Here is a 22,865-nt window from a genome sequence, read left to right on the forward strand (position 1 = left end):
ATGTAAAACGCGTAAAGTAGATTCAATTTAGACGTGACTTCGACGGGTTTTTGTTGGGGGGATGGGGGAGGAGGTGTGTTAGATTCCAGTGATGTACTAACTGCGCTTGAAAAAGCATTGAATACCAGCCAACTTTATATGGTTTATCAACCTATTTTTAATTTGCATACCCATACTATTAGTGGGTTTGAAGCGTTGATGCGCTGGAATAGCCCTCAGATGGGCATGATCTCTCCTGATGTTTTTATTACGTTACTGGAAAATAGCGGCAATATATTTTCAATAGAAGAAATGGTAAGTAATCCCCCGTGGGGCATTGCTGCATCCTGGCCGGACCCTCTTTCACTCTCCGTCAATATTTCTGCACTCGAATTCTGCGACCCACAGCTCCCACAACGTGTCAGACAAAATCTTACTGCCAGCGGGCTGCCAGCCCATCGATGCCAAATAGAGGTGACGGAAACGTCGCCGTTGCGCGACAGTCAGATAGCCGCTAAAAATATGACAGAATTGAAGGCGACAGGAGTAAAGTTAGCGCTTGATGATTTTGGTACCGGGCATGCTAATCTTAATTACCTGTTAAGGTATCCATTCGATACTTTAAAAATTGATAAAGAGTTTGTTGCGGGTATTGAACCCGATACCCGATCGGCGAAGATCGTTGAGGGCATTATTTCATTAGCGCACAATTTTGGCATTGAAGTGCTGGCGGAAGGGGTGGAAACCCAGTCCCAGTTAGAACGTTTGAAGCTGATTGGCTGCGATAAAATTCAGGGTTTTCTCATCTCTCCTCCGGTGATGGCCGAAGACATTCCCGCACTGTTAACGCACTATAATCGTTAATCAATATATCCCTACGCTGCAATATGTTTTGCCGGATGACACCGGGTTATAAACTGATACGCATAAAAAATCCCCCTGTTTAACAGGGGGATTTTTCCGTTCACGTCCGATTAAAACGATTTCTTAAAGCCAATTGATGCGTTGACCGGCGCTTCAACCTGCGACTTACTGCCACCGTTGCTGAATTGCGTACCCAGTTCACCGTAGACCTGCAGGTTTCTGTCGATAGACCATGACAGACCGGCTGCTACTTCGGTGCTGGAGTACTGCTGTGACGATTCCAGCGTGGTGGTAGCGACCGCGTTGCTAAAGTGCGTTTTGTCTTTTGAACCCAGACCCTGCCAGACGTTCACTCGACCATACGGCTGGAATTTGCCATGGTTGGTGTCATAGTCAGCGACCAGACGCACGCCCAGACGCGCGGTAAAGGAATCCGCGGTATCCATTTTCACTTTCGTTTGGGTCACGCCATCCAACGTACTGTTATCAAAGTCGCTGTACTGGTAGATCAACTGAGCCTGCGGTTCCAGACTCCATGCGCTGGCACCTAAACGGAACGATTTACCCACTTCTGTAGACGCCGTCAGCGTGTTGCCTCTGACAGTATACGAGCCGTTGTTACCGGTCGCCGACAGGCGGGATTTATGGTTCCCGTACTGCAGGACGTTATCAACATACATGCCGTTACCCGAGAACCAGGTGGCGTAGCCGCCGACGTAAAATGCGTTGTCGTCAATATTTCCGCCTTTACCGTCGCTGCCTGTCTTCGTGCCTTTCACGTTGCTGTCGATATCAAGGATGCTGGTATACATCCCGGCCTTCCAGCTTTCGTTAGCATACATATCGACGCCGACCTGAATACCCATGGTATGTGAACTGGTTTGCGTACCCGCAGCATCATCCAGCTTGGTTTTGCCTGAGTAGCCAATCATTCTGGCCCACGCGCGGTTGTCTTCATCAAGACCCGGTTTAACCTCGTCCCCCATACGCTGGTGCATGTTGCCTAACAGGCTGATGTCACCCTGGCGAACCACGCTGGCGAGACCCGAGTACAGCATGGTTTCTGGGCGGTATTCGCTTCTCAGATACCAGTTTTCGCCCTGACCCTGCGCATTACCCGCGTGCAGTTGGTACTCAAATGCGCCCGCAGCCATACGCTCGGCGGCAAGATGGAAGGCGTCCCGCGAGGTTTGCGCCGTGGTGGTTGCGCCGTTGAGCGCCGTGACCACTTCGATACCGTCACCGACAGTTGGTGCGCCAAGGCCGGAACCATCGACATCCAACAGCGTACTGCCGCTGGCTTTACCACCGTCGATAATCAGACGGTCGGCAGTGCCTGTGCCGTTAGCATTCTGCGTGGCTGCCATGTTGACGGTGCCTTTTTCGCCGGTGTAATCCCCTTTGACGGTTAAGGTTGTGCCAATTTGTTGGCCGATGAGCGATACATCACCGCCGTTGCTCAGCCCGGCGACCGTCTGGCTATAGCCCTGCGTGTTCAGGGCGGTGTCAGCGACAACATAGTGGTGCGATGCGGCACTCAGCGTGTTGGTATCACCCGCTTGCAGCACACCGTTAGCAACCAGCGTTGCGCCGCTGTAGCTGTTTTCACCTTGCAGTACCGTCGTACCGATACCGGTCTGATGCAACTGGCCTTCGCCGCTGATATTGCTGGTTAATGCCAGGGTATCGGCACGGTTGACGTTGAGCACGCCGTTATCAACGATATCCCCCTGAATGCTGCCGATATCGCCACCGGTACCGAGCTGTAAAACGCCTTGTTCGATGGTGGTGCCACCGGTGTAGGTGTTATCCAGCGTCAGGGTCAGAGAGCCTTTACCGGTTTTGGTCAGTTGACCGTTACCTTCAACTTCCGTCAGCAGAGAAACGTCATGTCCGTTGGTGTCGAATGTCCCGCCGCCGGATTCCAGCGTCACCTGACGGGCGGTATCAAACGCTTCGCCATACTTCAGCGTACCGCCGTTGAAGGTAATTCCCGTATCTGCGGCACCGAGATTGGTATCACCGGCCACCTGTAACGTACCGGAGGTGATAGTGGTACCACCGCTGTAGGTGTTGTCGCCGGTGAGAATCAGCGTACCGAGATCGCCTTTATTCAGGCCGCCGGTACCGCGGATCACGCTGTTGATGGTGGCGGTGTAGTTGACGCCGTCTACCGTGCCATCGCCGACGCGAATCAGCGTATTGTCGGTATCGGTCGTGATGGCCTCACCGCCGACGTGATAACCATCGGTGGCGAACTGCGCACCGCTGATGATGACGTCGCTTTTGCTGTTATCGACGGTTACGTTGCCCGCTTCACCCTGGAAGACGGCGAACGCAGCATCGGTAAACGGGGCGTTCAGCGCGCCTTCTGGCGTTGATTCATCGGTGGTCCAGTTGTCGTTACCCTGGCTGGATTGCCAGATACCGTCGCCGCCGTTGATGACGCCGTTGTTTTTCAGCTCGCCATTCTCACCGCCGGTACCGTCCCAGAAGCGCAGCGTCAGTCCGGCGTGGTTGACCAGGTTAACCTGGTTTTTAACCGAAGTTTGTACGTACAGGCTGTCGGCGGCTTCCGGTGCGTTAGCAATGTCCATCACATTGTTGGTTAATGTGCCGGTGTAGTTGATGACGCGATAAACGCCAACGTCAAAGCTACCGCCCGGTGAGGTTTCAATATTGAGTTTACCGTCGAGCGTCAGGTCGCCGTTAACGTCAATCAGGTCGTTGAACGCGCCGCCTGGGGTATAAGCCTGACCGAACTGGTAATCAAGCTGGGCGTTATCACTCAGCTTCAGTGAACCGGTAGTCAGTTTACCTACGCTGTTGATAGCGGCACCGGCGGTAATATGGCCGTCGTCCAGCACATCAACCGCGCCGCCGATAATACCGTTACCGCCGAGTGTCGCCCCGGATTTTACCGTCACCTGACCCGTAGCCGCAGACTGATTCCCGTTGACCAGCAGCACGCCTTCGTTGACGTCCGTGGTGCCGGTCCAGGTGTTGTCGCCGGTCAGCGTTAACGTGCCGTTGCCGATTTTCACCAGGCTGCCGTCGTTGCCGCTGATAATACCGCTAATGGTGTCAGCCAGATGCAGATTCCCCAGCGACAATTCTTTATTGCCCAGCTCGACATTACCCGCACCGGACAATGAACCGATGGAGGTCGCGCTGTTGACTGCGCTCACATCGACCTTGCCGCCCGACAGGTTCTTGACGAGCGTATTTTCCGCCATCGCCTCATCGGCCATGGTCATCAGTCCGCTGTTGGTGACATCGGCATTGCCGCCGCTGGCGTTTTCTTCCAGCGCCAGCGTACTGTCTTTCGCAACGCTAACCGTCGCGTTGCCCCCTGTCGCATTGCGGGTTAACACCGCTTTTGCTGTACCGGTGAGATTCAGTTTGGCGCTGGCGGCGGTTACGGTATCGGCCAGCGTCAACAGACTGTCGGCAATGTTCATGGTCAGTGATTGCAGACTGGTGTCTGCGCCGCTGACGTTGAGCGCAGCACCGTTGTTGACGTTAACGGTGCTGCTCTCATTACTGCCGAACGCGCCTGTTTTGCTGACGTTGACCGTCACATTGTTGGCATTGCCGGTACCGGCGATTTCGGTGTCGCCTTTATAGCTGTTGGCGCGGTCGAGCGTTAATGTACTGCCCGCATCGCTTGAGCTGCTGGTGACTTTCAGTTTACCGTCGCCGGTAATCTCACCGATTGGTGCGAAGTGGTGCGAGTTAAGGTCAAACACCGCCGCGTTATCATTCGCGCCCAGTTCAATGGTGCGATTGCTGGTCAAATCTGCGCCCATCTGCAGCGTAGAGCCGTTATTGATGGCCAGGTCGGTACCGCTCTGGCCGAGGTTGCTGTCGGCGGAGATTTGCAACGTACCGCCATCAATGCGCGTGCCGCCACGATAGGTGTTATCACCGCTGAGGATCAGACGACCGAGGTCGGTTTTCACCAGCGTTAATTTGTCGTTGGTACTGGCTTCGCGGATGATGGATTCAATGGTCGCGGTATAGTTTTGTCCCGCGCCACCGGCACCAACGCGCAGCATCAGTTCGCCCGTTCCCGGCGTCTGACCCGCATGGGTTGCGCTTTCCGTGGTGGCATAAGCGTTAAGCGCATCACCTTTAACGACATAGCCATCGGCGTCAAACTGCGCCCCGGAGAAGTTAACTTCACCCGCAGCGTTATCCACGGTCACGGTCCCGCCTTGGGTAGTGAAGACAGCGAAGGACTTCTGTGCCCACGGCGCGTTGCCGTCGCCGGTAGCCGTTGTCCAGTTATTGTCGCCCTGAGCGCCAATCGCCATCCATTTGCCATCGCCGCCGTCAATTTTGCTGTCGCCTTCAATGCCCGATGCGCCGTGACTTTGGTTTACGGTTGCGCCGTCCCAGAATTGCAGGGTGACGCCGTTGGCATTCACCAGGTTGACCTGTTTGTCGATGGAGGTCTGGACAAAAATATTGCTCTTATCCTGACTGTCCGGCACAACGCCCAGATCCAGCGTCTGGTTGTTCAGCGTGCCGCCGTAGTTATAAATACGGTACACGCCCGGTCCGAAGTTACCGCCCTGTGAAGTGGTCACATCCAGGGTTCCGTCCAGTTGCAAATCGCCTGCGACGTTGATCAGATCGTTCAACTTACCGCCCGGCGTATAAGCCTGACCCAGTTCGAAGGCCGAGGTGGTTTTGCTGCCAAGCTGCAGATTGCCGTTAATGGTTAACGTATCCGCGCCGCCATCGCCTGCGCTAAGGGTAGAGGCATCGTTCATCATCACGTCGCCGCCGATCACCCCGTTACCCCCTAGCGTCGCCGTGCCACTCACTTTGGTTGCACCCGTCGCGGCACTTTGATTACCTTTCACCAGCAGCGTACCGCTGGAGACGGTCGTGTCGCCGGTATAGGTGTTATTGCCCGTCAGGCGAGTAATACCGTTACCAATCTGCTGCAGCGCGCCGATCCCAGAGATAACGCCGCCAAGCAGCACGTTATCGGCCCGATTAATCGCCAGTACGCCGTTGTCGATGATATTTGAAACGGCGCTGACTTCACCCGTAGTACCGCCGGTGCCTAATTGAAGCGTGCCATCTTTATCAATGGTCGTGGAGCCGGTGTAGGTGTTGTTGGCATTAAAGATGGTCGTGCCGCCCGCCGCACGTTCGAACTTCCCATCACCACTGATGACGCCGTTATAGATCTGCGCCGCTGTCGTATCACCCTGTGTGTCAAAGATAACCCGGCTGCCTGCGCCCTGAGTTTTCACGTTGTAGTCAGCGATGGTCGCGGCAGTGCTGGTCGACTCTCCGTGATCGCCGGTACGCAGCGTTGCGCCATTGGTCACCGCAATGGTTTTACTTGCCAGTTGCAGACGATCGACGATGCGCATATCTGCACTTGAACCGCTAATGGTCAGTGAGTCCCAACCCGTGCCGATGTTGGTGCCGGTGGTCAGGTTATCGCTGCTCAGGCTGCCAATTTTCGCACTGTTGCCGTGCGTATTGGTGAAGGTGAGGGCGTTGCCACTGCCGGTTTCGGTGGTGATATGGCGCGTTTTATCCAGCGAGATGTTACCGATGTTGGCTTTATTATTGCCGCCGGTTCCGGCGAAATTCACCTCGCCCGCAAAGGTTCCGCTTTGCCAGTTAAAGGTGTCCTTGCCTTCACCGGTGTTGATCACGCCGCTGGTGATACCTTTGCTGATATCAATGGTGTCATTGCCCTTGCCAGATTGAATCGCCACTGCCGTATCGTTGATAGCCTGGAGGGTACCCGTATTAGTGACGGTTTTATTGCTGTCTCCGCTGGCATCAATTACCGACGCGCTGGTGCTGGCGGAGATAATTTTTCCGCTATTGGTGAGTGCACTAACATTTTTAGCGATGATCGCAGAACCACCTGCGCTGTCGTACACGTTGATATCGGCACTGGTGGTGACCTTACCGTTCGTATTAGCGCGAATACCGCTGCCTTCGCTGTTATGAACCTCAACGGTATAGCCTTTACCGATGGCGAGATCGCCTGTAACGGCGTCGCCGTTTCGTTGTTCAAAGGCGAAGCCGGTACCTTCACCGTTAACGTTCAGGATGTTATTCAGGCCATCTTTCATGTTCAGCGCGACGCTAGTGCGGATCCCTGGGCCGTCGTTGGCATTGATGGTGACATCGTTGAGTGTGATATCGGTATTGTTGGCGTCATTTTGAATGCCAGCACCCGTACCTTCGGCGCTGATAATGACCCCTTTGGCAGCCAGCTTACCGGCCCCGGTGTCCAGACGAATACCGTCAGCAGAGCCATTGGTAGTGATGGCATCACCATCGCTACCAGTAATATTCAGACTGGCACCATTGGTCAGCAGAACCCCTGCGGTCCCGTCATCGACTTGAATCTGACCCAGTTTTTTAATCTGCGCATTCGAACCAGAAGCTTGTACGCCGATGCCGTTGCTCACATGTAAGGCAGTGGTCGCGTTATTGGTTAAACTGCCGCCTTGTTGCACGTTAACACCAATACTGTCGGTGCTGGCAAGATCGATAATCGCCAGGGTATCGAGGATCAGACTGCCCTGGTTTCTCGCCACATAGGCAATGACCTTGTTGCCGGTGGCTTCCGACGTGATTTTTGCGTTTGAAGTGAGGGTGGTCGCAACGGTGCTACCCTGTACGCTGCCGTTCAACTGATGAGCCTGACCATCCACTACCCCGGCAATGGTTCTTTCACCGGTTAAATTGATGGTGGTTTTATCGCTGATGTTACCTGTGGCGCCGCCTTCAATCAGCAGCGCCGCGGAGTCGTCGCCCTGCACGGTGAACGAGGCTTCGCCGGTATCAACTTTACTGCCTGTGCCCGTCGCTAATACGCCAACGGAATTCTTACCACTGAGGGTAAGGTCAAGGTTAGAGCTGGCCTGCCCGCCAGGAGGGGTGGTGTTGCCGGCCAGCAATGCACCGTTGGCAATGCGGAAAATGGTAGTGCGATCCTGACCGTTGTCATTCATTACCGCCTGACCAATATTGGCGGTAGCGCCTTTACCGTACAGGTAATAGCCAATTTGATCGGTGCTGTTGAATGCCGGGCTACTCAGGTTGTCGACGTTAGCGACGGCGTTATCACGTACGTGTACGCCGATGTTCCCGGCTTTATTTAGCGTAATGTTGGAGTAGACGTTGACCACCGCCTGGCCGTTGGCGCCTTCAGCCCAGACGGCGTAGTTACGGTTACCGACACCACCTTCACCGTCCACCACGATAGAGCCTGAAGCGCTGGTGGTGACTTCGGCATTTTTGTTATTGGCGCTGACGTGGATGCCGACGTTATTGGTACCATTAACATTAATCTTGCCGTCGTTGCGGATTTCCTGACTATTTTCTGCGCCGCTGTCACGCACGGTGATACCGTAGTTCTTGCTACTGCCTGCGCTGGAATCGCCATTGATCACGATATTACCGGTATTGGTTACGTTGCCGGTCGCGTTACCAATCAGAATACCCGCGGCGTTACGCACGCCGGTTCCCAGCGTGATAAGGCCGTTGTTAATGACCTCTTTGGCGCTCTTGGTCATGATCCCGGCGCTCAGGCTGGAACCTCCTGCCATGGTGACATCTGTAGAGTGGTCACTTGCGTTGCGACCAAGATAAATAGAGGCACCCACGCTGTTGGTAAAGGTGGCGTTATCGGCGACTTCTACGCCATAGGCGGTGCCTTTAGCATAGGATGCACCGTTTTTGCGCCCGTCCACGACGTTGATATCGCCGTTGTTGACCCCTTGCGCATTGTCAGACAGTTGCATACCAATGGCCAGCGTCAGCGAGTCAGCGGGTTTGTCCTTGCTCCAGGGATCGGCAGCAGAAGCGGTGCCGAAGTTATCGGTGGTGATCGCCTGGTTGATGGTGCCTTCATTGGTGATTTGACTGGCGCCTTGCCCCTGCATACCAAATGCGCCATAGCTGTTGACGTTTTGGTTACCGTCTTTGTCAATAAACAGCCCCGAGTTGATGGTCCCGCTGTTGGTTGCCGTGGCGTCTTTTGCCAGCATACCAATCGCCAGGCTCTGCCCGGTGGAAGTCCGTAATGCGTTCAGTTCGCCCAGGTTAGTGATAACCCCACCATCAATAGCTTTCATTACGCCATTAATACTACCGTCAACGGCAATAATCGCATCTTTATTCAAGGTGCCGGAGGTGCCTGCACCGTTGGCGTAGATGGCATGTAACTCACCGCGGCCAGCGGTCGCGTTGTTGGTATGTGACAAACCGTCGGTCCAGACGTCGTAATCCCAACTGAGTATGTCAGCTGGCTTACCGGAGGTGAGCAGATTATCAATCAGCTCAGCATACTTCGTTTGCGCAGCGGTGACGGTCGTGACTTCCCCCGCATCTATCCACAGCTGGATTTGGCTGACTTTTTCACCGTCAGGGTTTTGTGCCGCGTCGTCGCTGTTGCCCAACAGCCAGTCATTGAATTCGGCCAGCTCTTGTGTGCTGGTAATGGTAAATGTGCGCTCCCCGGTTTCGACAACCTTGCCATCCTCGTCATAGCCATAGGTCATTAGCGAAAATTCATCACCAAACACGGAGGTTTGCTTTGAACCGGTGAACGTTTTTTCAGGGATCACCGGGGCTGCGTTAAATTTTATATAGTTATCAGACTGCCAGTTCACCTGGCTTGCAGTACCTTGCGCTTCCAGCAGCGAGGAATCTTTTGCCAGTAATTCGATGGTATTGGCCTGGTCACGCACATTGAGCGTGTCGTTGCCAATATTCAGATTCGCAATGGAACCATTTGTCGCCAGTGCAATACCAAATTGCTTATAGATTTCTGACTTTTGAGCATCGTATGTATTTAATACCGCATCGCCGATTTGCGCTTCGGTAAGAAAACCACTTAACGCATTGGTATCAAATACTTTTATGGTCGTTTTTTCGCCGGGAAACGCCGGATCGTTGATATCAAATTCTGTGCTCTGCGACGGCGTTGACGATTGGTTGTAAGTCAGGTATTCCGCCAGATCCTCTGCAGTGGTGATCGTTTTAACGCTTTGGTCAGGGCTGGTCGCCAACAGGGTGATTTTGCCGCTTTCCAAAAGCTCCCGGATGGTTGTTGATTCAACAACGCCGCTTTGACCAGGGTTAAATGTTGGGATTGCACCACTGATATTCAGTGCCTGACCGGTGGTGATATCTTCATATAAGAAGCCGTAGTCGTGGACTCCCTCATAAACTCCAGCGGAAATACCAGCCTGGAAGTCATCATGAATATTGTGTGCGCCCGTTGCGGTAATCTGGGCAGCAGAAGCCAGCATTGAAGCACCGCTTAATACGCCAGCCGCCAGTACGGCGACAGTTTTACGCGAACGACTTTTTTTCTTGCCTTTGGATAATTCAGAAACGACTACCCAGATACCGAGCGCCGCGTTCCAAATAATGCTGTAAACTTTGTTCATATATAACCCTTGTCTACATTCCTGTTATGTATGTGTTAATACGTTGAGTTGTTGGCTATGGTGGGCACGCGGATGTGCTACCCGGTATGTCGATTTTGGAAAATAGAGCTCCCTTCCGTGCGATGCGGAATGAAAAAATGAGCTGAAATAAATCTTTTAAAAAATAATCGTGATAATTGTCCTTAAATAAGTCAGTTACTGCTGGCTATAGTGAGAAATGGTGTACTTGAGCCGGGTGTTATTTTTGCCGAGTTTTCTGGCGATGTTGCTTTTGTACGCCCCGATGGTTTTTTCACTTTTTTGTGACGCGCCGGCGATTTGTGTCAGTGACCAACCGCGGGCCAGCATCATCATGACGTTGAATTCGTTAGCGGTTATTTTGTTATGTACTTCTTTGATACTGCGTGATTTTTTATTTTTTACGATTGACGTGACTTTATGTAGTAACCGATCGAGGCTGGCGTCTTGATCCAGAAACTGCATGTTCATCCCGCAAACGGTTTGAAAAAGTGAAAAAGTGGCTTCATCAGCCAGAACAATTACCGTCGTTGCAGGGCGTAATGCCATGTTACGGATAATTCTGGCATATTTTAAAAAATCCGAATTACCAGGATTAATAATGATGCAATCCATTTCATGAAAAAATATTTTGACGGCAGAAAGCGTCTGAGAGGAGTGGTGCGTAATATCCGTAAATAATGCTGAGCCACGTAGAATTTCTCGCATGCCTAGCCATGGGTAAAATGAGTCACCCAAAAAGACAGCTTTAGACATAACGATCTCCTTGAAATTTTGGTGCAGGCAATCGCCTCCTTTTTATTAAAAAGAGTTTCTCGCGATGCGTGATATGTTAATTAAATATCGTGCTCCGTTCTTTACTTTGAACGCGTCCTTATTTATGTCGGATATCAACAGATACTTTCTGTATTTATTAATAACTTTAACTATTCTTAATGTAGATATTACGCTTTGTTAAAATTTAAGATAAATCGTTTATATCACCTCTGAGCAGATGATTGATAGATTTCGCTTATGGATAGAGGTGTTACTTCGATTGATAGCCCTGCAAACACAGGGGATTCTTATCGTCAGGGGTGGGCGTTTAAGAAAAAAACGCGTTATTTCAGTTGGATATTATTTTTTTCACCCAAGATTTATATGAGGTAGGAGAATTCTTACATTATGCCAGGACAGCGAGAGAGGACTGGGTTGGAAGGATGAAAATATCGTAGAATTTACAGTTATCGGCTAAAAACGTGATGATTTAAGATAATTCCTCCGGTGTGTGGTTATCTGTTGGTGTTTTGTCCTTTATTGGTCTTTTTGTGCCTAATTTTGACATCTGACTTGCAGATGCCATTTTGCCAACCTGCATCGCCGTTAGCGTTTAGCCTGCTAACAGCTCCTGCTCGACCTGCTGCACCTGTTGTTCCAGCGTGTTACGGATTTCCGTAAGCGCCCGTTGTTGATCGGCAAAATAGGCTTCTTTGTCCGTCACTGAGGCGGCGAGACGCCAGGCATTCTCGGCTTCCAGTTCGGTAATCTCGTTGAGCAGGCTGTTAATTTGCTCTCTGAGCTGCTGTATTTTGCTGCGTAAATGCTGCAGATCGTTCAATCGATCACTCGCCATCATCGGTTCGAGGCCACTTTGTAATTGAGTCAGTAGCGCCCGAACGGCGGCAAGATCGGCATTTTGGCGCGCCTGGTTAAGCTGAACCATCATCTGGTGCGCTTTCTCTTTCAGGCAGTCTGCCACCACATCTGGATGACAAAGACGGCTGGCTTGACGCCACAGGCGTTTTAACTCATTACGTTCATCAGCGGAAAGTCGTTGGTCACGGCTAAAACGGTGCAGTGCATCCTGCTGCTGCTCCTGATACTCATCATATTCATGACTGGCCTCTTCCTGTGCCTGGCGAGTGGCGCTGTCATCCTGACGAGAAAAGTCGTTTTCCAGTTCACGAATCTCCGCCAGCAGGGCGGTGATAAGCTCCGTTTGTTGCTGAATGCGCTGCCGGGTTTCCACCGATTCGCGTGAGTCTGAACGCTGGCTCACCCAGAGTTGTTTGAGCTGCGCCAGTTGGTCGACCGCCTGAGAAATAAAGTGCTGACAGGACTGGTAATCTTTTTCCCGTCGTTTGCGCTCAGCTTCCTGCTTACGCTGTGCGCTGGCGGCCAGGTGTTTACGCAGTTCAAGAATACGGCTCATCAGCGGCCCGAGACGCCGATGGTACAAATCGTTGAAATCATCAAGAATTTGAATGCGCGTATTGCGCTTATCGATTAAGTCACGCAGCTGCGTTTCGAGTGCTTTCAGCTCCAGTTTGCTGGCGGCGATGCCGGGATCTTGCCACGTTGATACCGCCCGCTGCGATTGCAGCCAGCAGGTGATTTCATGCAGGGCATCGCTGAAACGCCGCGCTTCAAGCGCCTGAACGATCGCCTCCGGTACGTCCGTCAACGCTTCATTTTTCAAATGCACCAACTGCTGGAAAATAATCTCCTCGTCTTCCAGTTCGATGGCGCTTTTGACGATCTCAAGGCGTTTAATGATTTTATTCATGACGGTCGCTGCCTGGCGTGGCTTAAAAACGGGTGACAGGAACCTGGCCTGGTTCACCCGTTTGAAAATGTCGAAAAAACAGTAAGGTGCATTCTGTGGCCTGCGATGCCTTTTCGTCCAGAATAATTCACTTAAATTATAAGAAAGCGGAGGCAACGCGCACCTGTAGCACTCTTCAAACCCACGTTTCATCTTTTTTATTCAGCGGCTAATTATTCTTGATTCGATAAAGATAATGCGTATAGTTCTCATTCTCATTCTCTTTTGATGTTAGGCCTCTACGCGAACTCTGGTAAGGATCCCCACAATGAAAAAAACAACATCCGCCCTGGCATTGCTGATTGCCGCGGCGCTAAGCGGCTGCGCTGCACAGTCAACGCCAGCCAGTAATTCGATCGTTACGGAAAAAACTGCGCAACCTGCCGTCACCGATATGCAGCAGCGTGCGCTGGCTGACGGCCTGTATGAAATGGCGCTGAGTCCGGCGGGGGATGCGCTTTTTGTTGCCAGCGCAGAGGGGTTCAAAGATGTACAGGGCGGGGTGGTTTACAAGCTGGATCCGAAAACGCTTAAAACCATCGGGCTTAGTCATACCGATCTGAAAAACTTTGGCATGGCGCTCTCACCAGACGGTAAAACGGTATATGTCACCAACTCACTGGACGGTGGCCTGAGCGCTCTGAACACCGCCGATGGTAAAGTGAAAAACCGCGTGCTATTCCCGGAGCGCAATGCCGAAGGTTTCCCGTACGGTGCGCGTCAGGTGCTGCTGCATAATGGCCTGCTCTACATTGGCGCCGTTGCCGACCCGGCGGTGATTTGGGTGGTGGACGCCGAGACCCTGAAGCTGAAAACCCGCATTAAAAATACCGGAAAATGGATGACCGGACTGCATTATTCGGACGCCACACAGCGTATTTACGCTGCCAATGGCGGCGGCGAAATCCTGGTGATCAATCCGCGTAATCAGCGCGTTGAGAAACGCTGGAAGCCGCTGGGTGAGAAACCTGCGCTGTTGCTGAACATGGCGGAAGACGCGCAAACGGGCCGTTTGTTTGTCACCGATAACTCGCAAGCGAAAACCACTCTGGTGCTGGATATCCACACGGGAAAATTGCTCAAAAAACTGGATGTTGGCGATTCGTTAGCGGTTAAATTCAACGCAAAACGCAATGAAATCTACATTACCCAGCGTGATGCCGGGAAATTACTCAGCCTGAATGCGACTGATTACAGCGTGAAGAAAAGCTGGGATCTGCCGCCAAACCCGAACAGTCTGCTGCTCTCTGCTGATGGGCAAACGCTGTTTGTCACCGTGAAGCAAAAATTCAATAAAGACCACTCCACGGATGCGCCAGATAACGTGGTGCGTATTGAATTGAATAAACAATAATAGTACGCCTTCTTTCTATTGTTTCTCTCCCGAGCCTCGGTGCGTTGGGCAAGGATGCCCGACGTATCTAAACGATTGCGCCTTGCGGCAACCAGGTTGAAATGTTAAAAGAAGCCCCTTCAATAAAAACGACACAGGGGTAGGGCGTGAAAAACGCGTCAACTGCATCAGACACCAGCGTGTCCGATGCCGCGTCAACAAATGAACCGACGCTTCAGCGGGGGTTGCAAAACCGCCACATTCAGTTAATTGCGCTGGGCGGCGCAATTGGTACGGGCTTGTTTCTGGGGATCGGCCCGGCAATTCAGATGGCGGGACCTGCGGTTCTGCTGGGCTATGGCGTAGCCGGGATCATTGCGTTTCTGATCATGCGCCAGCTGGGCGAAATGGTGGTTGAAGAACCCGTTTCCGGATCGTTTGCCCACTTTGCTTATAAATACTGGGGACCGTTTGCCGGTTTTCTGTCTGGCTGGAACTACTGGGTGATGTTTGTGCTGGTCGGCATGGCGGAACTGACGGCGGCCGGGATCTACATGCAATACTGGTTACCCGATGTCCCCACCTGGATTTGGGCCGCCGGTTTCTTCGTCATCATCAATGCCGTCAACCTGGTCAACGTGCGCCTGTACGGCGAAACCGAGTTCTGGTTTGCGCTGATCAAAGTGCTGGCGATTATCGGCATGATTGGCTTTGGCGTATGGATGCTGTTTTCCGGCCACGGCGGCGAACATGCAAGTATCGATAACCTCTGGCGGTATAACGGCTTTTTTGCCACCGGCTGGAATGGCCTGATTCTCTCGCTGGCGGTGATCATGTTCTCCTTTGGCGGACTGGAGCTGATCGGCATTACCGCAGCAGAAGCGCAGGATCCGCAAAAAAGCATCCCGAAAGCGGTAAACCAGGTGGTGTATCGTATCCTGCTGTTTTATATCGGTTCACTGGTTGTGCTGCTGGCGCTGTACCCGTGGGTTGAAGTGAAATCAAACAGCAGCCCGTTTGTGATGATTTTCCATAATCTCGACAGTAACGTGGTGGCTTCCGCGCTGAACTTCGTTATTTTGGTGGCTTCGCTGTCGGTGTATAACAGCGGCGTATACTCCAACAGCCGTATGCTGTTTGGTCTCTCCGTGCAGGGCAATGCACCGAAGTTCTTAACTCGCGTCAGTCGTCGTGGCGTGCCGGTTAACTCGTTGATGCTTTCCGGTGCCATCACCTCGCTGGTGGTGCTGATCAACTACGTGCTGCCGCAAAAGGCGTTTAGTCTGCTGATGGCGCTGGTGGTGGCGACGCTGCTGCTGAACTGGATTATGATTTGCCTGGCGCACCTGCGTTTTCGCGCGGCGATGCGTCGCAAAGGGCGTGACACCCAGTTTAAAGCGCTGCTGTATCCGGCCGGAAACTATCTGTGTATCGCGTTCCTTGGCATGATTTTAGTGCTGATGTGCACCATGGATGAGATGCGTCTGTCGGCGATGCTGCTGCCAGCATGGATCCTGTTTCTGTTTGTAGCCTTCAAACTGCTGCGCCGTAAATCCCGCTAATCGCTGGCCGATCTCATCCTTTGCGATGAGATCGGCCATGCTTCACAATACGTTTTAACGCTGAAATACACCTGACAGTGCGCGAACGTCATTTCCAGTAGGGGACTGATGAATGCGTAAACCGAACTCTTCGACCACGGCAAAAATATGGTCGAAGATGTCAGCCTGAATACTTTCATATTCCAGCCACACCACCGTATTGGTAAACGCATAAATCTCAATCGGCAAACCGTGATCGTCCGGGGCCAGTTGGCGAACCATTAACGTCATATCTTTACGAATGCGCGGATGGTGACGTAAATATTCGTTCAGGTAGGCGCGAAACGTCCCTATATTGGTCATCTGGCGATGATTCAATACGGATTCAGGCGCATCTAATTGCTGGTTCCACTCGTTAATTTCCTGATGTCGCGTGGTTAAATACGGTTTCAGCAGGTGTGCTTTATGCAGTCGCTGGCGCTCATCTTCATCGAGAAAATGAATGCTGGTGGCATCGATACTGATGCTGCGCTTAATTCGCCGACCGCCGGACGCGGACATTCCGCTCCAGTTTTTAAACGAGTCAGAGACCAACGACCAGGTGGGAATGGTGGTGATGGTATTATCCCAGTTGCGTACTTTGACGGTGGTTAAGCCGATATCGATCACCGCGCCATCTGCGCCGTACTTCGGCATTTCCAGCCAGTCACCCAGTTTGAGCATATCGTTGGCTGAAAGCTGTATTCCTGCCACCAGACCGAGAATCGGGTCTTTAAAGACCAGCATTAAGACTGCCGCCATCGCACCCAGACCGCTTATCAGGATGGCGGGCGACTGACCAATCAACAGGGAAATCATCAGAATGCCGATGATAATCGCGCCGATTAACTTGATGCCCTGGAATATGCCTTTAAGCGGTAACTGCGATGCGGCGGGGAGTTTTTGCGACAGATTGAGAATAACGTCGAGCAGAGAAAATACTGACAGCAAGGCGTACATCATGATCCACAGCTGGGCGCAGGTGACTAATATTTCTGCGGCTTCGCTGCCTTTTTGTAGCCAGAGCGCGGCCTGTATATTGATGATGATACCTTGCAGCGTAAACGCCAGGCGGTGAAATAACTTGTTTTGCGTGATAATTTGCAGCCACAGGCGAGAGCTGGCGTTGGCGCGTTTTTCAAATGCGCGTAATACCACCCAGTGCAAAATAACGTGAACAATAATGGCGGTGATAAAAATAATGCCAAAAATCATCATCAGCGAGGTGGTGTGATTCATTTCAATACCGAGGTCTTCTACCTGAGATATCAATTCCTGCATAACGTCTCCTTAATAAACAGCGGTCTATGATGACCGCTGTGCGGAGGTTATGCAAATGCGAGGATCAGACTTCCGTCAGCGTCGTTTCCTGCGGCAGACGTGATTTTGGCAGCGCGGCGTTGAAGTCTTCTACGCTGTGATGGCCCACCGGGACGACAACCACGCTGGTGAAACCTTTTTCTTTAAGACCGAACTCGGCATCGAGAACTGCGGCATCGAAGCCTTCGATTGGCACCGCATCCAGGCCCATTGCCGCCACACCTAACAGGAAGTTGCCGACGTTCAGGTACACCTGTTTTGCCATCCAGTGAGCGTCATCTTTGAGATCTTTGCGGTGCATATCGGCAAAGAAAGTACGACCTTTGTGGTTGGCGGCTTTGGCTTCCGGGGTGGCAAAACGACCATCGACTTCTTCTTGATCCACCACGCGCTCCAGCCATGCATCGTCCATCGCCGTTTTGGCGCAGAACACCACGACGTGGGACGCATCGAGCATTTTACGTTCGTTGAATACAAAGCCACCGGCGGCGGATTTTGCTACGCGCGCTTTGCCTTCGTCAGTGCTGGCAACGATAAAATGCCACGGCTGCGAGTTGGTACTGGACGGGCTAAATTGTAACAGCGTTTTTAATTTTTCTGCCTGCTCAGCGGTCAGCTTTTTGGTCGGATCGAATGCCTTAGTGGAGTAGCGTTTTAAGGCGACAGAAACAATATCCATAAAAACTCCTGGTCGTTATTCTTACCCTGCGGGTGCGTTTTGTTTCAGCAGGGTACAGGGTTAGCGTGAAAAAGATAAGACAGAAAAAGGCAGAAACACTTATCGGGGTTAACGATAAATCAGCCGGGACGCAGGCGTTTTTGCTCCCGCTTTGGCAGGCCGTCTACCACTCGATGCCATGAGTCGTTTACCAGATCTGCCAGCAAGGATTCGGTAATATCGTCACCCGGATAGACTGAAATCCAGTGCTTTTTATTCATGTGATAGCCGGGTTTGATGCTGCGGTAGATTTGCTGGTTTAGCAGCGATTTTTGCGGATCGGACTTCAGGTTGACCAGTGGGCGTCCGCGGATCTCCGAGCAAAGCATGAATATTTTACCGCCAACCTTAAAAACGTCGTATTCCGGGCCGAACGGCCAGCAGTGTTCGGTAAATGGCAGTTCAAGCGCAAGGCGTTTTGCGCACGCGTGTAATGTCTGACCGTCCATTATTTTTCCTCGCGGGTGAGGGCGCGCCACATGGCTTCAAACCCCATTGCAATATATTCATCTGCACGGGCAGGGTCGCGGGCGGCAAATTCCATCGTGGTTTCTGCCAACGACAAAAAAAGCGCGTCGCCAAAGGCACGATACTCGTCAGACATAAACTCCGGGCGCACCGAGCGATGACAAAGATCGCGCAGCTCCGGGAACATATCGTCAGCCTGTTGCTCTGTTTCTTTGCTGATTTTCTCGCTGACGGCGAGCTGTCGAATAGTGCGATGCCCGCAGGTATGGTTCAGGCCCCAACTGATGTAGCTGTTCCAGATGTAGTGAGTCATGGTTTTGGCATCGGTCACTGAGCGATCCAGATCGGCCATCATCGACTGGCAGAGATCGTGCTTTAAAAAGAGGTAAAGCTCGTTGATCAAATCATCTTTTGTCGCGAAATAGCGAAACAGTGTTCCCTCTGCAACGCCTGCATTGCGGGCAATGACGGCCGTTGAGGCCGCAATGCCAGATTGCGCAATGGCGGTGGTTGCCGCTTCCAGTAATGCCAGTTTTTTGTCTTCACTCTTCGGACGAGCCACTACACTTTACCCTTAAGTCTGTTAAAAACACGATTGAATCACGGCCTTCGCAGTACCGCAACGGCGAATGTCAAAGATTGAAAATCATCTTGACGGCGAACTTTCGATTTCTATAATGAGTGCTTACTCACTCATAATCAAGAGTCAGTCGCGCAAACCAGCGGAAAGGGGCGCGTTTAAGGCCAGGATATGAAGCGTCTCACAGTTTGTGTGGTTGTTATTATGCTCATTGCCGCTGCTGCAAGTTTACCGTTTGTACTCAACGCTGGATTCGGTCAGGCGCCGCAAGGGGCACAGCTGAGCCAGGTTGAACAGTCACCACACTATCGTGACGGGCAGTTTCATAATCAGGTACCAACGCCAGGCTATACCGGTAATAAAAGTATGCTGGCGGCATGGTGGGAATTTCTGGTCGCGAAGCGGGAAAATGCCCGTCCTGCTCAGCCGTTACCGCTGGTGACGACCGAACTCGCCAGCTTGTCACCGCAGCAGGATACCCTCGTCTGGCTTGGCCACTCCTCGTGGTATTTGCAGCTGGCGGGTAAACGTATTCTGATCGATCCGGTGTTGAGCAACTACGCTGCACCGTTTTCATTTCTGAATAAAGCCTTTGCCGGGGAGTATCCGTGGACGGCACAAAATATGCCGGAAATCGACTTGCTGATCATCTCGCACGACCATTATGACCACCTGGATCTCGCCACCATTAAGGCGCTAATGCCAAAGATTAAGCGGGTGATTACGCCGCTTGGCGTTGGGTCGCATCTGCGGTATTGGGGAATGAACAGCGAGATTATCGAGGAGCGGGACTGGAATCAGTCCGTCAGAGTGACGGATTCTCTGATTGTGCATGTACTACCGGCTCGGCATTTTTCTGGCCGGGGCATCAAGCGTAATCAGACGCTGTGGGCAAGCTTCATGTTTGAAACGTCGGAGCAAAATGTTTATTACAGCGGAGACTCCGGTTACGGACCGCATTTTAAAGCGATTGGCGAACAGTTTGGCACGGTCGATGTGGCGATCATGGAAAATGGTCAATATGACCAGGACTGGAAGTTCATCCATATGATGCCGGAAGAGACCGCGCAGGCGGCGGCCGATCTCCATGCAAAAGCCGTTTTGCCGGGCCATGCTGGTCGCTTCGTACTGGCGAAACATACCTGGGACGATCCCTATAAGCGTTTGGCGCTCGCCAGCCGTCTCAAAGATTACCGTCTGCTGACGCCGATGCTGGGTGAGCCGGTAGCACTGTCCGACCCGGACCAACTGTTTACGGCCTGGTGGCAGCCAGCGGCCCGATGAATAAAGGGAAATAACGATGACGATTTCTGCACAAGTTATCGAGACAATTGTCGAGTGGATTGATGATAATTTGAATCAACCCTTGCGCATTGATGATATTGCCCGCCACGCGGGATATTCGAAATGGCATCTGCAGCGTCTGTTTATGCAGTATAAAGGCGAGAGCCTTGGGCGCTACATTCGCGAGCGTAAGCTGCTGCTGGCGGCGCGTGATTTACGCGATACCGATCAGAAAGTGTACGATATCTGCCTGAAGTACGGCTTCGATTCACAGCAGACTTTTACGCGTATCTTCACCCGCACATTCAGTCAACCGCCGGGTGCTTATCGCAAAGAAAATCACAGCCGTACACATTGATGGCACTCGGGCTCTCGCAGGGCTAATCTGCCAGCGAGAACCAGCGCCGCCAGATGAAACGCAGAACAGAATACTCAATCACCCCAAGAAGTAAGAACCACAGGCAAAACAGCAAGGTATAAAACTGGTTAAGATCCATCAAATGAAAGATGGTGACGAGCTTTTGCGCCAGCACCAGGCCGAGAGAAGGCGCGGGCAGCAGCAGGCAGGATAAAAAAGCCAATAGCAGGATCCCGGCGGCGGTCATCAGTGATTCAAGCGGGTGTTTCATAACATTGTTAAACTTGAGTTAAAAGACCATTGTCCGGGATCTGTGGCGCTAACGCAAATCCCCCCGATTAGTGTCCCGCCCAGATCTCACAATGTTTTTTCACCAACCCGCTTAGTGACCCGCCGTCTGCCACGAAATCACGCATGTTCTGGGCTTCGTTGTGCCCATTTTTAACCTGCTGGCGTAAGGCATCAATGGCGCTGGCGGCGCCTACTTTACCTGCCGAAGGGGCGACATGTTCCAGCAGCCGCAGCACGTCATCCGCCAGACGATGATGATCGCCGGTATGCACGTCGGTGACTATCCCTTCCAGACCAAAGCGGCAGGCCTGAAAACGGTTAAATTTATACAGCAGGTAATCACGTTCCTGGTACTTGAACGGACGTTCCTTCAGCAGCCAGTGGGCCGTAGCCTGAATTAACCCGGCCATATTGATTGCATGCCCGAGAGTGAGCGGGGTGTCCATCACCCGAACTTCTACCGTACCAAAGTGCGGACTGGGACGGATGTCCCAGTGCAAATCCTTAATACTGTCAACGAGGCTGGTCCATGCCAGTTGGCGAAACAATCCCTCAAATTCCTGCCAGTTGTTGACCCACGGCATCGGACCGTTATCGGGAAATCCTGAGAAGATATTGAGCCGTGCGCAGGCAAATCGCGTGTCGGCTTCCTGCATATACGGCGAGGCGGCAGAGAGCGCAATAAAATGCGGAACAAAGCGTGACAGGCCGTGCAGCAGGTAAATGGCGTCGTCACCGCTGGTACAGCCTACGTGGACATGCTGGCCAAACACTGTCGCCTGCTGAATAAGATAACCAAAGTTCTCCAGGTTGCGGCGGTAGCGCTCATCATTGCTCACTTCCTGACGCCGCCATGTCTGAAACGGGTGCGTGCCGCCGCCGCAAATTTCGAGGTGATGGTCTGCGGCTGCTCGCAAAATTATCTGCTGCATGGCTGAAAACTGCGCCGCGGCCTGGTCGATGTTGTGGCAGATACCGGTCGCCATCTCCAGCATACTTTCGGTGATATCGTGCTTCACTTCTCCGGTGTTGAGCTGTGGTTTTACAGTATCAATCAGCCGGGATGAGTCCTGGCTCAGGTCATAGCCTGGTGGATTGACCACCTGCATTTCCAGCTCAATGCCCAGTGTAAATGGTTCGGAGACATGAAAGTCGGGGAGTGGCATAGCGTTCCTTTGAGCATTGATTTTTAATCAGTATAGAAGGGTAGACGGTTTTCCGTACGGCAAGGGAAATCCGCATCCTGCGCTTTGAACGTAAAATGACAGGTGCTATAACTATTTTTTGCTTTCACGACAGGGGTGAACTGTGCCGGAAATAAATCTTTATGGACAGACGGTGGGCGATGCTCTGCCGGACTGGAATGGCGCGTCAGTGCTACCGCGAGATGTACTGGAAGGGCGGTATTGCCGTCTTGACGTGTTGGATGCCGCCAGCCATGCCGCCGATCTGTTTGACGCCTATGCGCAAGCGCCTGATGAGCGGGACTGGACATGGCTTGCCAGCAAGCGGCCAACGAGCGTTGCGGCAGCGTCCCTCTGGGTAACGGGAAAATCCACGGATTCTGCGCTGGTTCCCTACGCGGTTATTGATTTGCGCTCCGGGCGCGCCGTCGGACTGGTGTGTTTTATGGCGATAGACCGTGAGAACGGCTCGGTTGAAATTGGTCACGTAACCTGGTCGCCACGCATGAAAAATACGGTGTTGGGCACGGAAACCGTTTGGCTGCTACTGCGTCAGGCATTTGCCCTTGGATACCGTCGCGTAGAGTGGAAATGCGACTCGCTGAACGTCGCATCCCGCCGGGCTGCGGAGCGCTTAGGGTTTATCTATGAAGGACGCTTTCGCCAGAAGATCGTGCGTAAGGGGCGTAATCGCGACAGCGACTGGTTATCAATGATTGACGGCGAATGGCCGCAGTGCGACGCCGTTTTACAGCGCTGGCTGGCCCCGGAAAACTTTGATAAAGAAGGGCAGCAACGCCGGTCACTCGCGGTACTTCAACAGGAATAACCATTTTCCTTCGGTCAGTTAATATAAGT

At 52.4% G+C, this 22,865-nt stretch carries 15 protein-coding genes; 6 read left to right on the forward strand and 9 right to left on the reverse strand.

Going from position 1 to position 22,865, the window contains the following annotated elements; translation table 11 throughout:
- Positions 1-75 precede the first annotated feature (75 nt).
- Positions 76-843: a putative bifunctional diguanylate cyclase/phosphodiesterase gene (locus JQ822_RS01195; protein ID WP_213131938.1), complete on the forward strand. Its 768-nt coding sequence runs from the start codon at positions 76-78 to the stop codon at positions 841-843.
- Between the two features lie 110 nt (positions 844-953).
- On the opposite strand, the gene JQ822_RS01200 is transcribed toward JQ822_RS01195, so the two are convergent.
- The 3 genes from JQ822_RS01200 to JQ822_RS01210 all read right to left on the reverse strand — a co-directional run bounded on the left by JQ822_RS01200 (position 954) and on the right by JQ822_RS01210 (position 12,852).
- Positions 954-10,289: an autotransporter outer membrane beta-barrel domain-containing protein gene (locus JQ822_RS01200; protein WP_213131939.1), complete on the reverse strand. Its 9,336-nt coding sequence runs from the start codon at positions 10,287-10,289 to the stop codon at positions 954-956.
- Between the two features lie 195 nt (positions 10,290-10,484).
- A complete protein-coding gene (locus JQ822_RS01205; RefSeq protein ID WP_213131940.1) occupies positions 10,485-11,063 on the reverse strand; it encodes a helix-turn-helix transcriptional regulator in 579 nt (192 codons plus the stop codon).
- 613 nt (positions 11,064-11,676) lie between these two features.
- Positions 11,677-12,852: a DNA repair protein gene (locus JQ822_RS01210; protein WP_213131941.1), complete on the reverse strand. Its 1,176-nt coding sequence runs from the start codon at positions 12,850-12,852 to the stop codon at positions 11,677-11,679.
- A gap of 307 nt (positions 12,853-13,159) precedes the next feature.
- Between JQ822_RS01210 and JQ822_RS01215 the strand changes: the two genes are divergently transcribed.
- Together JQ822_RS01215 and pheP are read left to right on the forward strand one after the other, a co-directional pair.
- Positions 13,160-14,245, forward strand: coding sequence for a YncE family protein (locus tag JQ822_RS01215; RefSeq protein WP_213131942.1), 1,086 nt, complete (start codon positions 13,160-13,162; stop codon positions 14,243-14,245).
- A gap of 146 nt (positions 14,246-14,391) precedes the next feature.
- Positions 14,392-15,786: a phenylalanine transporter gene (pheP, locus tag JQ822_RS01220; RefSeq protein WP_213131943.1), complete on the forward strand. Its 1,395-nt coding sequence runs from the start codon at positions 14,392-14,394 to the stop codon at positions 15,784-15,786.
- Between the two features lie 54 nt (positions 15,787-15,840).
- Here the strand turns inward: pheP and JQ822_RS01225 are convergent, their stop codons facing one another.
- The 4 genes from JQ822_RS01225 to JQ822_RS01240 all read right to left on the reverse strand — a co-directional run bounded on the left by JQ822_RS01225 (position 15,841) and on the right by JQ822_RS01240 (position 18,872).
- On the reverse strand, positions 15,841-17,085 hold the full coding sequence (locus tag JQ822_RS01225) for a mechanosensitive ion channel family protein (RefSeq protein ID WP_213131944.1): 1,245 nt from the start codon (positions 17,083-17,085) through the stop codon (positions 15,841-15,843).
- Between the two features lie 64 nt (positions 17,086-17,149).
- Positions 17,150-17,803, reverse strand: a complete 654-nt coding sequence (gene nfsB, locus JQ822_RS01230) for an oxygen-insensitive NAD(P)H nitroreductase (protein WP_213131945.1) — start codon at positions 17,801-17,803, stop codon at positions 17,150-17,152.
- 119 nt (positions 17,804-17,922) lie between these two features.
- Positions 17,923-18,291, reverse strand: coding sequence for an MmcQ/YjbR family DNA-binding protein (locus JQ822_RS01235; RefSeq protein ID WP_213131946.1), 369 nt, complete (start codon positions 18,289-18,291; stop codon positions 17,923-17,925).
- Positions 18,291-18,872 carry a TetR/AcrR family transcriptional regulator gene (locus tag JQ822_RS01240; protein ID WP_213131947.1) on the reverse strand — a complete coding sequence of 194 codons (582 nt, stop codon included), beginning with the start codon at positions 18,870-18,872 and terminating at the stop codon, positions 18,291-18,293. Before JQ822_RS01240 ends, JQ822_RS01235 begins: the two co-directional genes overlap by 1 nt.
- A gap of 189 nt (positions 18,873-19,061) precedes the next feature.
- Here JQ822_RS01240 and JQ822_RS01245 point away from each other — a divergent pair, with 189 nt between their 5' ends.
- Positions 19,062-20,174, forward strand: coding sequence for an MBL fold metallo-hydrolase (locus JQ822_RS01245; RefSeq protein ID WP_213131948.1), 1,113 nt, complete (start codon positions 19,062-19,064; stop codon positions 20,172-20,174).
- A gap of 16 nt (positions 20,175-20,190) precedes the next feature.
- The gene (locus JQ822_RS01250; protein WP_045440915.1) at positions 20,191-20,532 is read left to right on the forward strand and encodes a RamA family antibiotic efflux transcriptional regulator; all 342 of its coding nucleotides are present in this window, start codon (positions 20,191-20,193) and stop codon (positions 20,530-20,532) included.
- Between the two features lie 22 nt (positions 20,533-20,554).
- On the opposite strand, the gene JQ822_RS01255 is transcribed toward JQ822_RS01250, so the two are convergent.
- On the reverse strand, positions 20,555-20,803 hold the full coding sequence (locus tag JQ822_RS01255) for a DUF1158 domain-containing protein (RefSeq protein WP_213131949.1): 249 nt from the start codon (positions 20,801-20,803) through the stop codon (positions 20,555-20,557).
- Positions 20,804-20,870: 67 nt separating this feature from the next.
- Positions 20,871-21,989, reverse strand: coding sequence for a YbdK family carboxylate-amine ligase (locus tag JQ822_RS01260; protein ID WP_213131950.1), 1,119 nt, complete (start codon positions 21,987-21,989; stop codon positions 20,871-20,873).
- Between the two features lie 142 nt (positions 21,990-22,131).
- Here JQ822_RS01260 and JQ822_RS01265 point away from each other — a divergent pair, with 142 nt between their 5' ends.
- Positions 22,132-22,836: a GNAT family N-acetyltransferase gene (locus JQ822_RS01265; RefSeq protein ID WP_213131951.1), complete on the forward strand. Its 705-nt coding sequence runs from the start codon at positions 22,132-22,134 to the stop codon at positions 22,834-22,836.
- The last annotated feature ends 29 nt before the right edge of the window (positions 22,837-22,865 follow it).

The organism is Citrobacter sp. FP75, assembly GCF_018342065.1.
Lineage (GTDB): Bacteria > Pseudomonadota > Gammaproteobacteria > Enterobacterales > Enterobacteriaceae > Citrobacter.

What these genes read in the sequence shown, in the direction of transcription:
- JQ822_RS01245 (WP_213131948.1), top strand. Translation starts at nt 19,062, where the DNA reads ATGAAGCGTCTCACAGTTTGTGTGGTTGTTATTATGCTCATTGCCGCT.
- JQ822_RS01210 (WP_213131941.1), bottom strand. Translation starts at nt 12,852, where the DNA reads ATGAATAAAATCATTAAACGCCTTGAGATCGTCAAAAGCGCCATCGAA.
- nfsB (WP_213131945.1), bottom strand. Translation starts at nt 17,803, where the DNA reads ATGGATATTGTTTCTGTCGCCTTAAAACGCTACTCCACTAAGGCATTC.
- JQ822_RS01250 (WP_045440915.1), top strand. Translation starts at nt 20,191, where the DNA reads ATGACGATTTCTGCACAAGTTATCGAGACAATTGTCGAGTGGATTGAT.
- JQ822_RS01235 (WP_213131946.1), bottom strand. Translation starts at nt 18,291, where the DNA reads ATGGACGGTCAGACATTACACGCGTGCGCAAAACGCCTTGCGCTTGAA.
- JQ822_RS01225 (WP_213131944.1), bottom strand. Translation starts at nt 17,085, where the DNA reads ATGCAGGAATTGATATCTCAGGTAGAAGACCTCGGTATTGAAATGAAT.
- JQ822_RS01205 (WP_213131940.1), bottom strand. Translation starts at nt 11,063, where the DNA reads ATGTCTAAAGCTGTCTTTTTGGGTGACTCATTTTACCCATGGCTAGGC.
- JQ822_RS01255 (WP_213131949.1), bottom strand. Translation starts at nt 20,803, where the DNA reads ATGAAACACCCGCTTGAATCACTGATGACCGCCGCCGGGATCCTGCTA.
- JQ822_RS01215 (WP_213131942.1), top strand. Translation starts at nt 13,160, where the DNA reads ATGAAAAAAACAACATCCGCCCTGGCATTGCTGATTGCCGCGGCGCTA.
- JQ822_RS01200 (WP_213131939.1), bottom strand. Translation starts at nt 10,289, where the DNA reads ATGAACAAAGTTTACAGCATTATTTGGAACGCGGCGCTCGGTATCTGG.
- JQ822_RS01260 (WP_213131950.1), bottom strand. Translation starts at nt 21,989, where the DNA reads ATGCCACTCCCCGACTTTCATGTCTCCGAACCATTTACACTGGGCATT.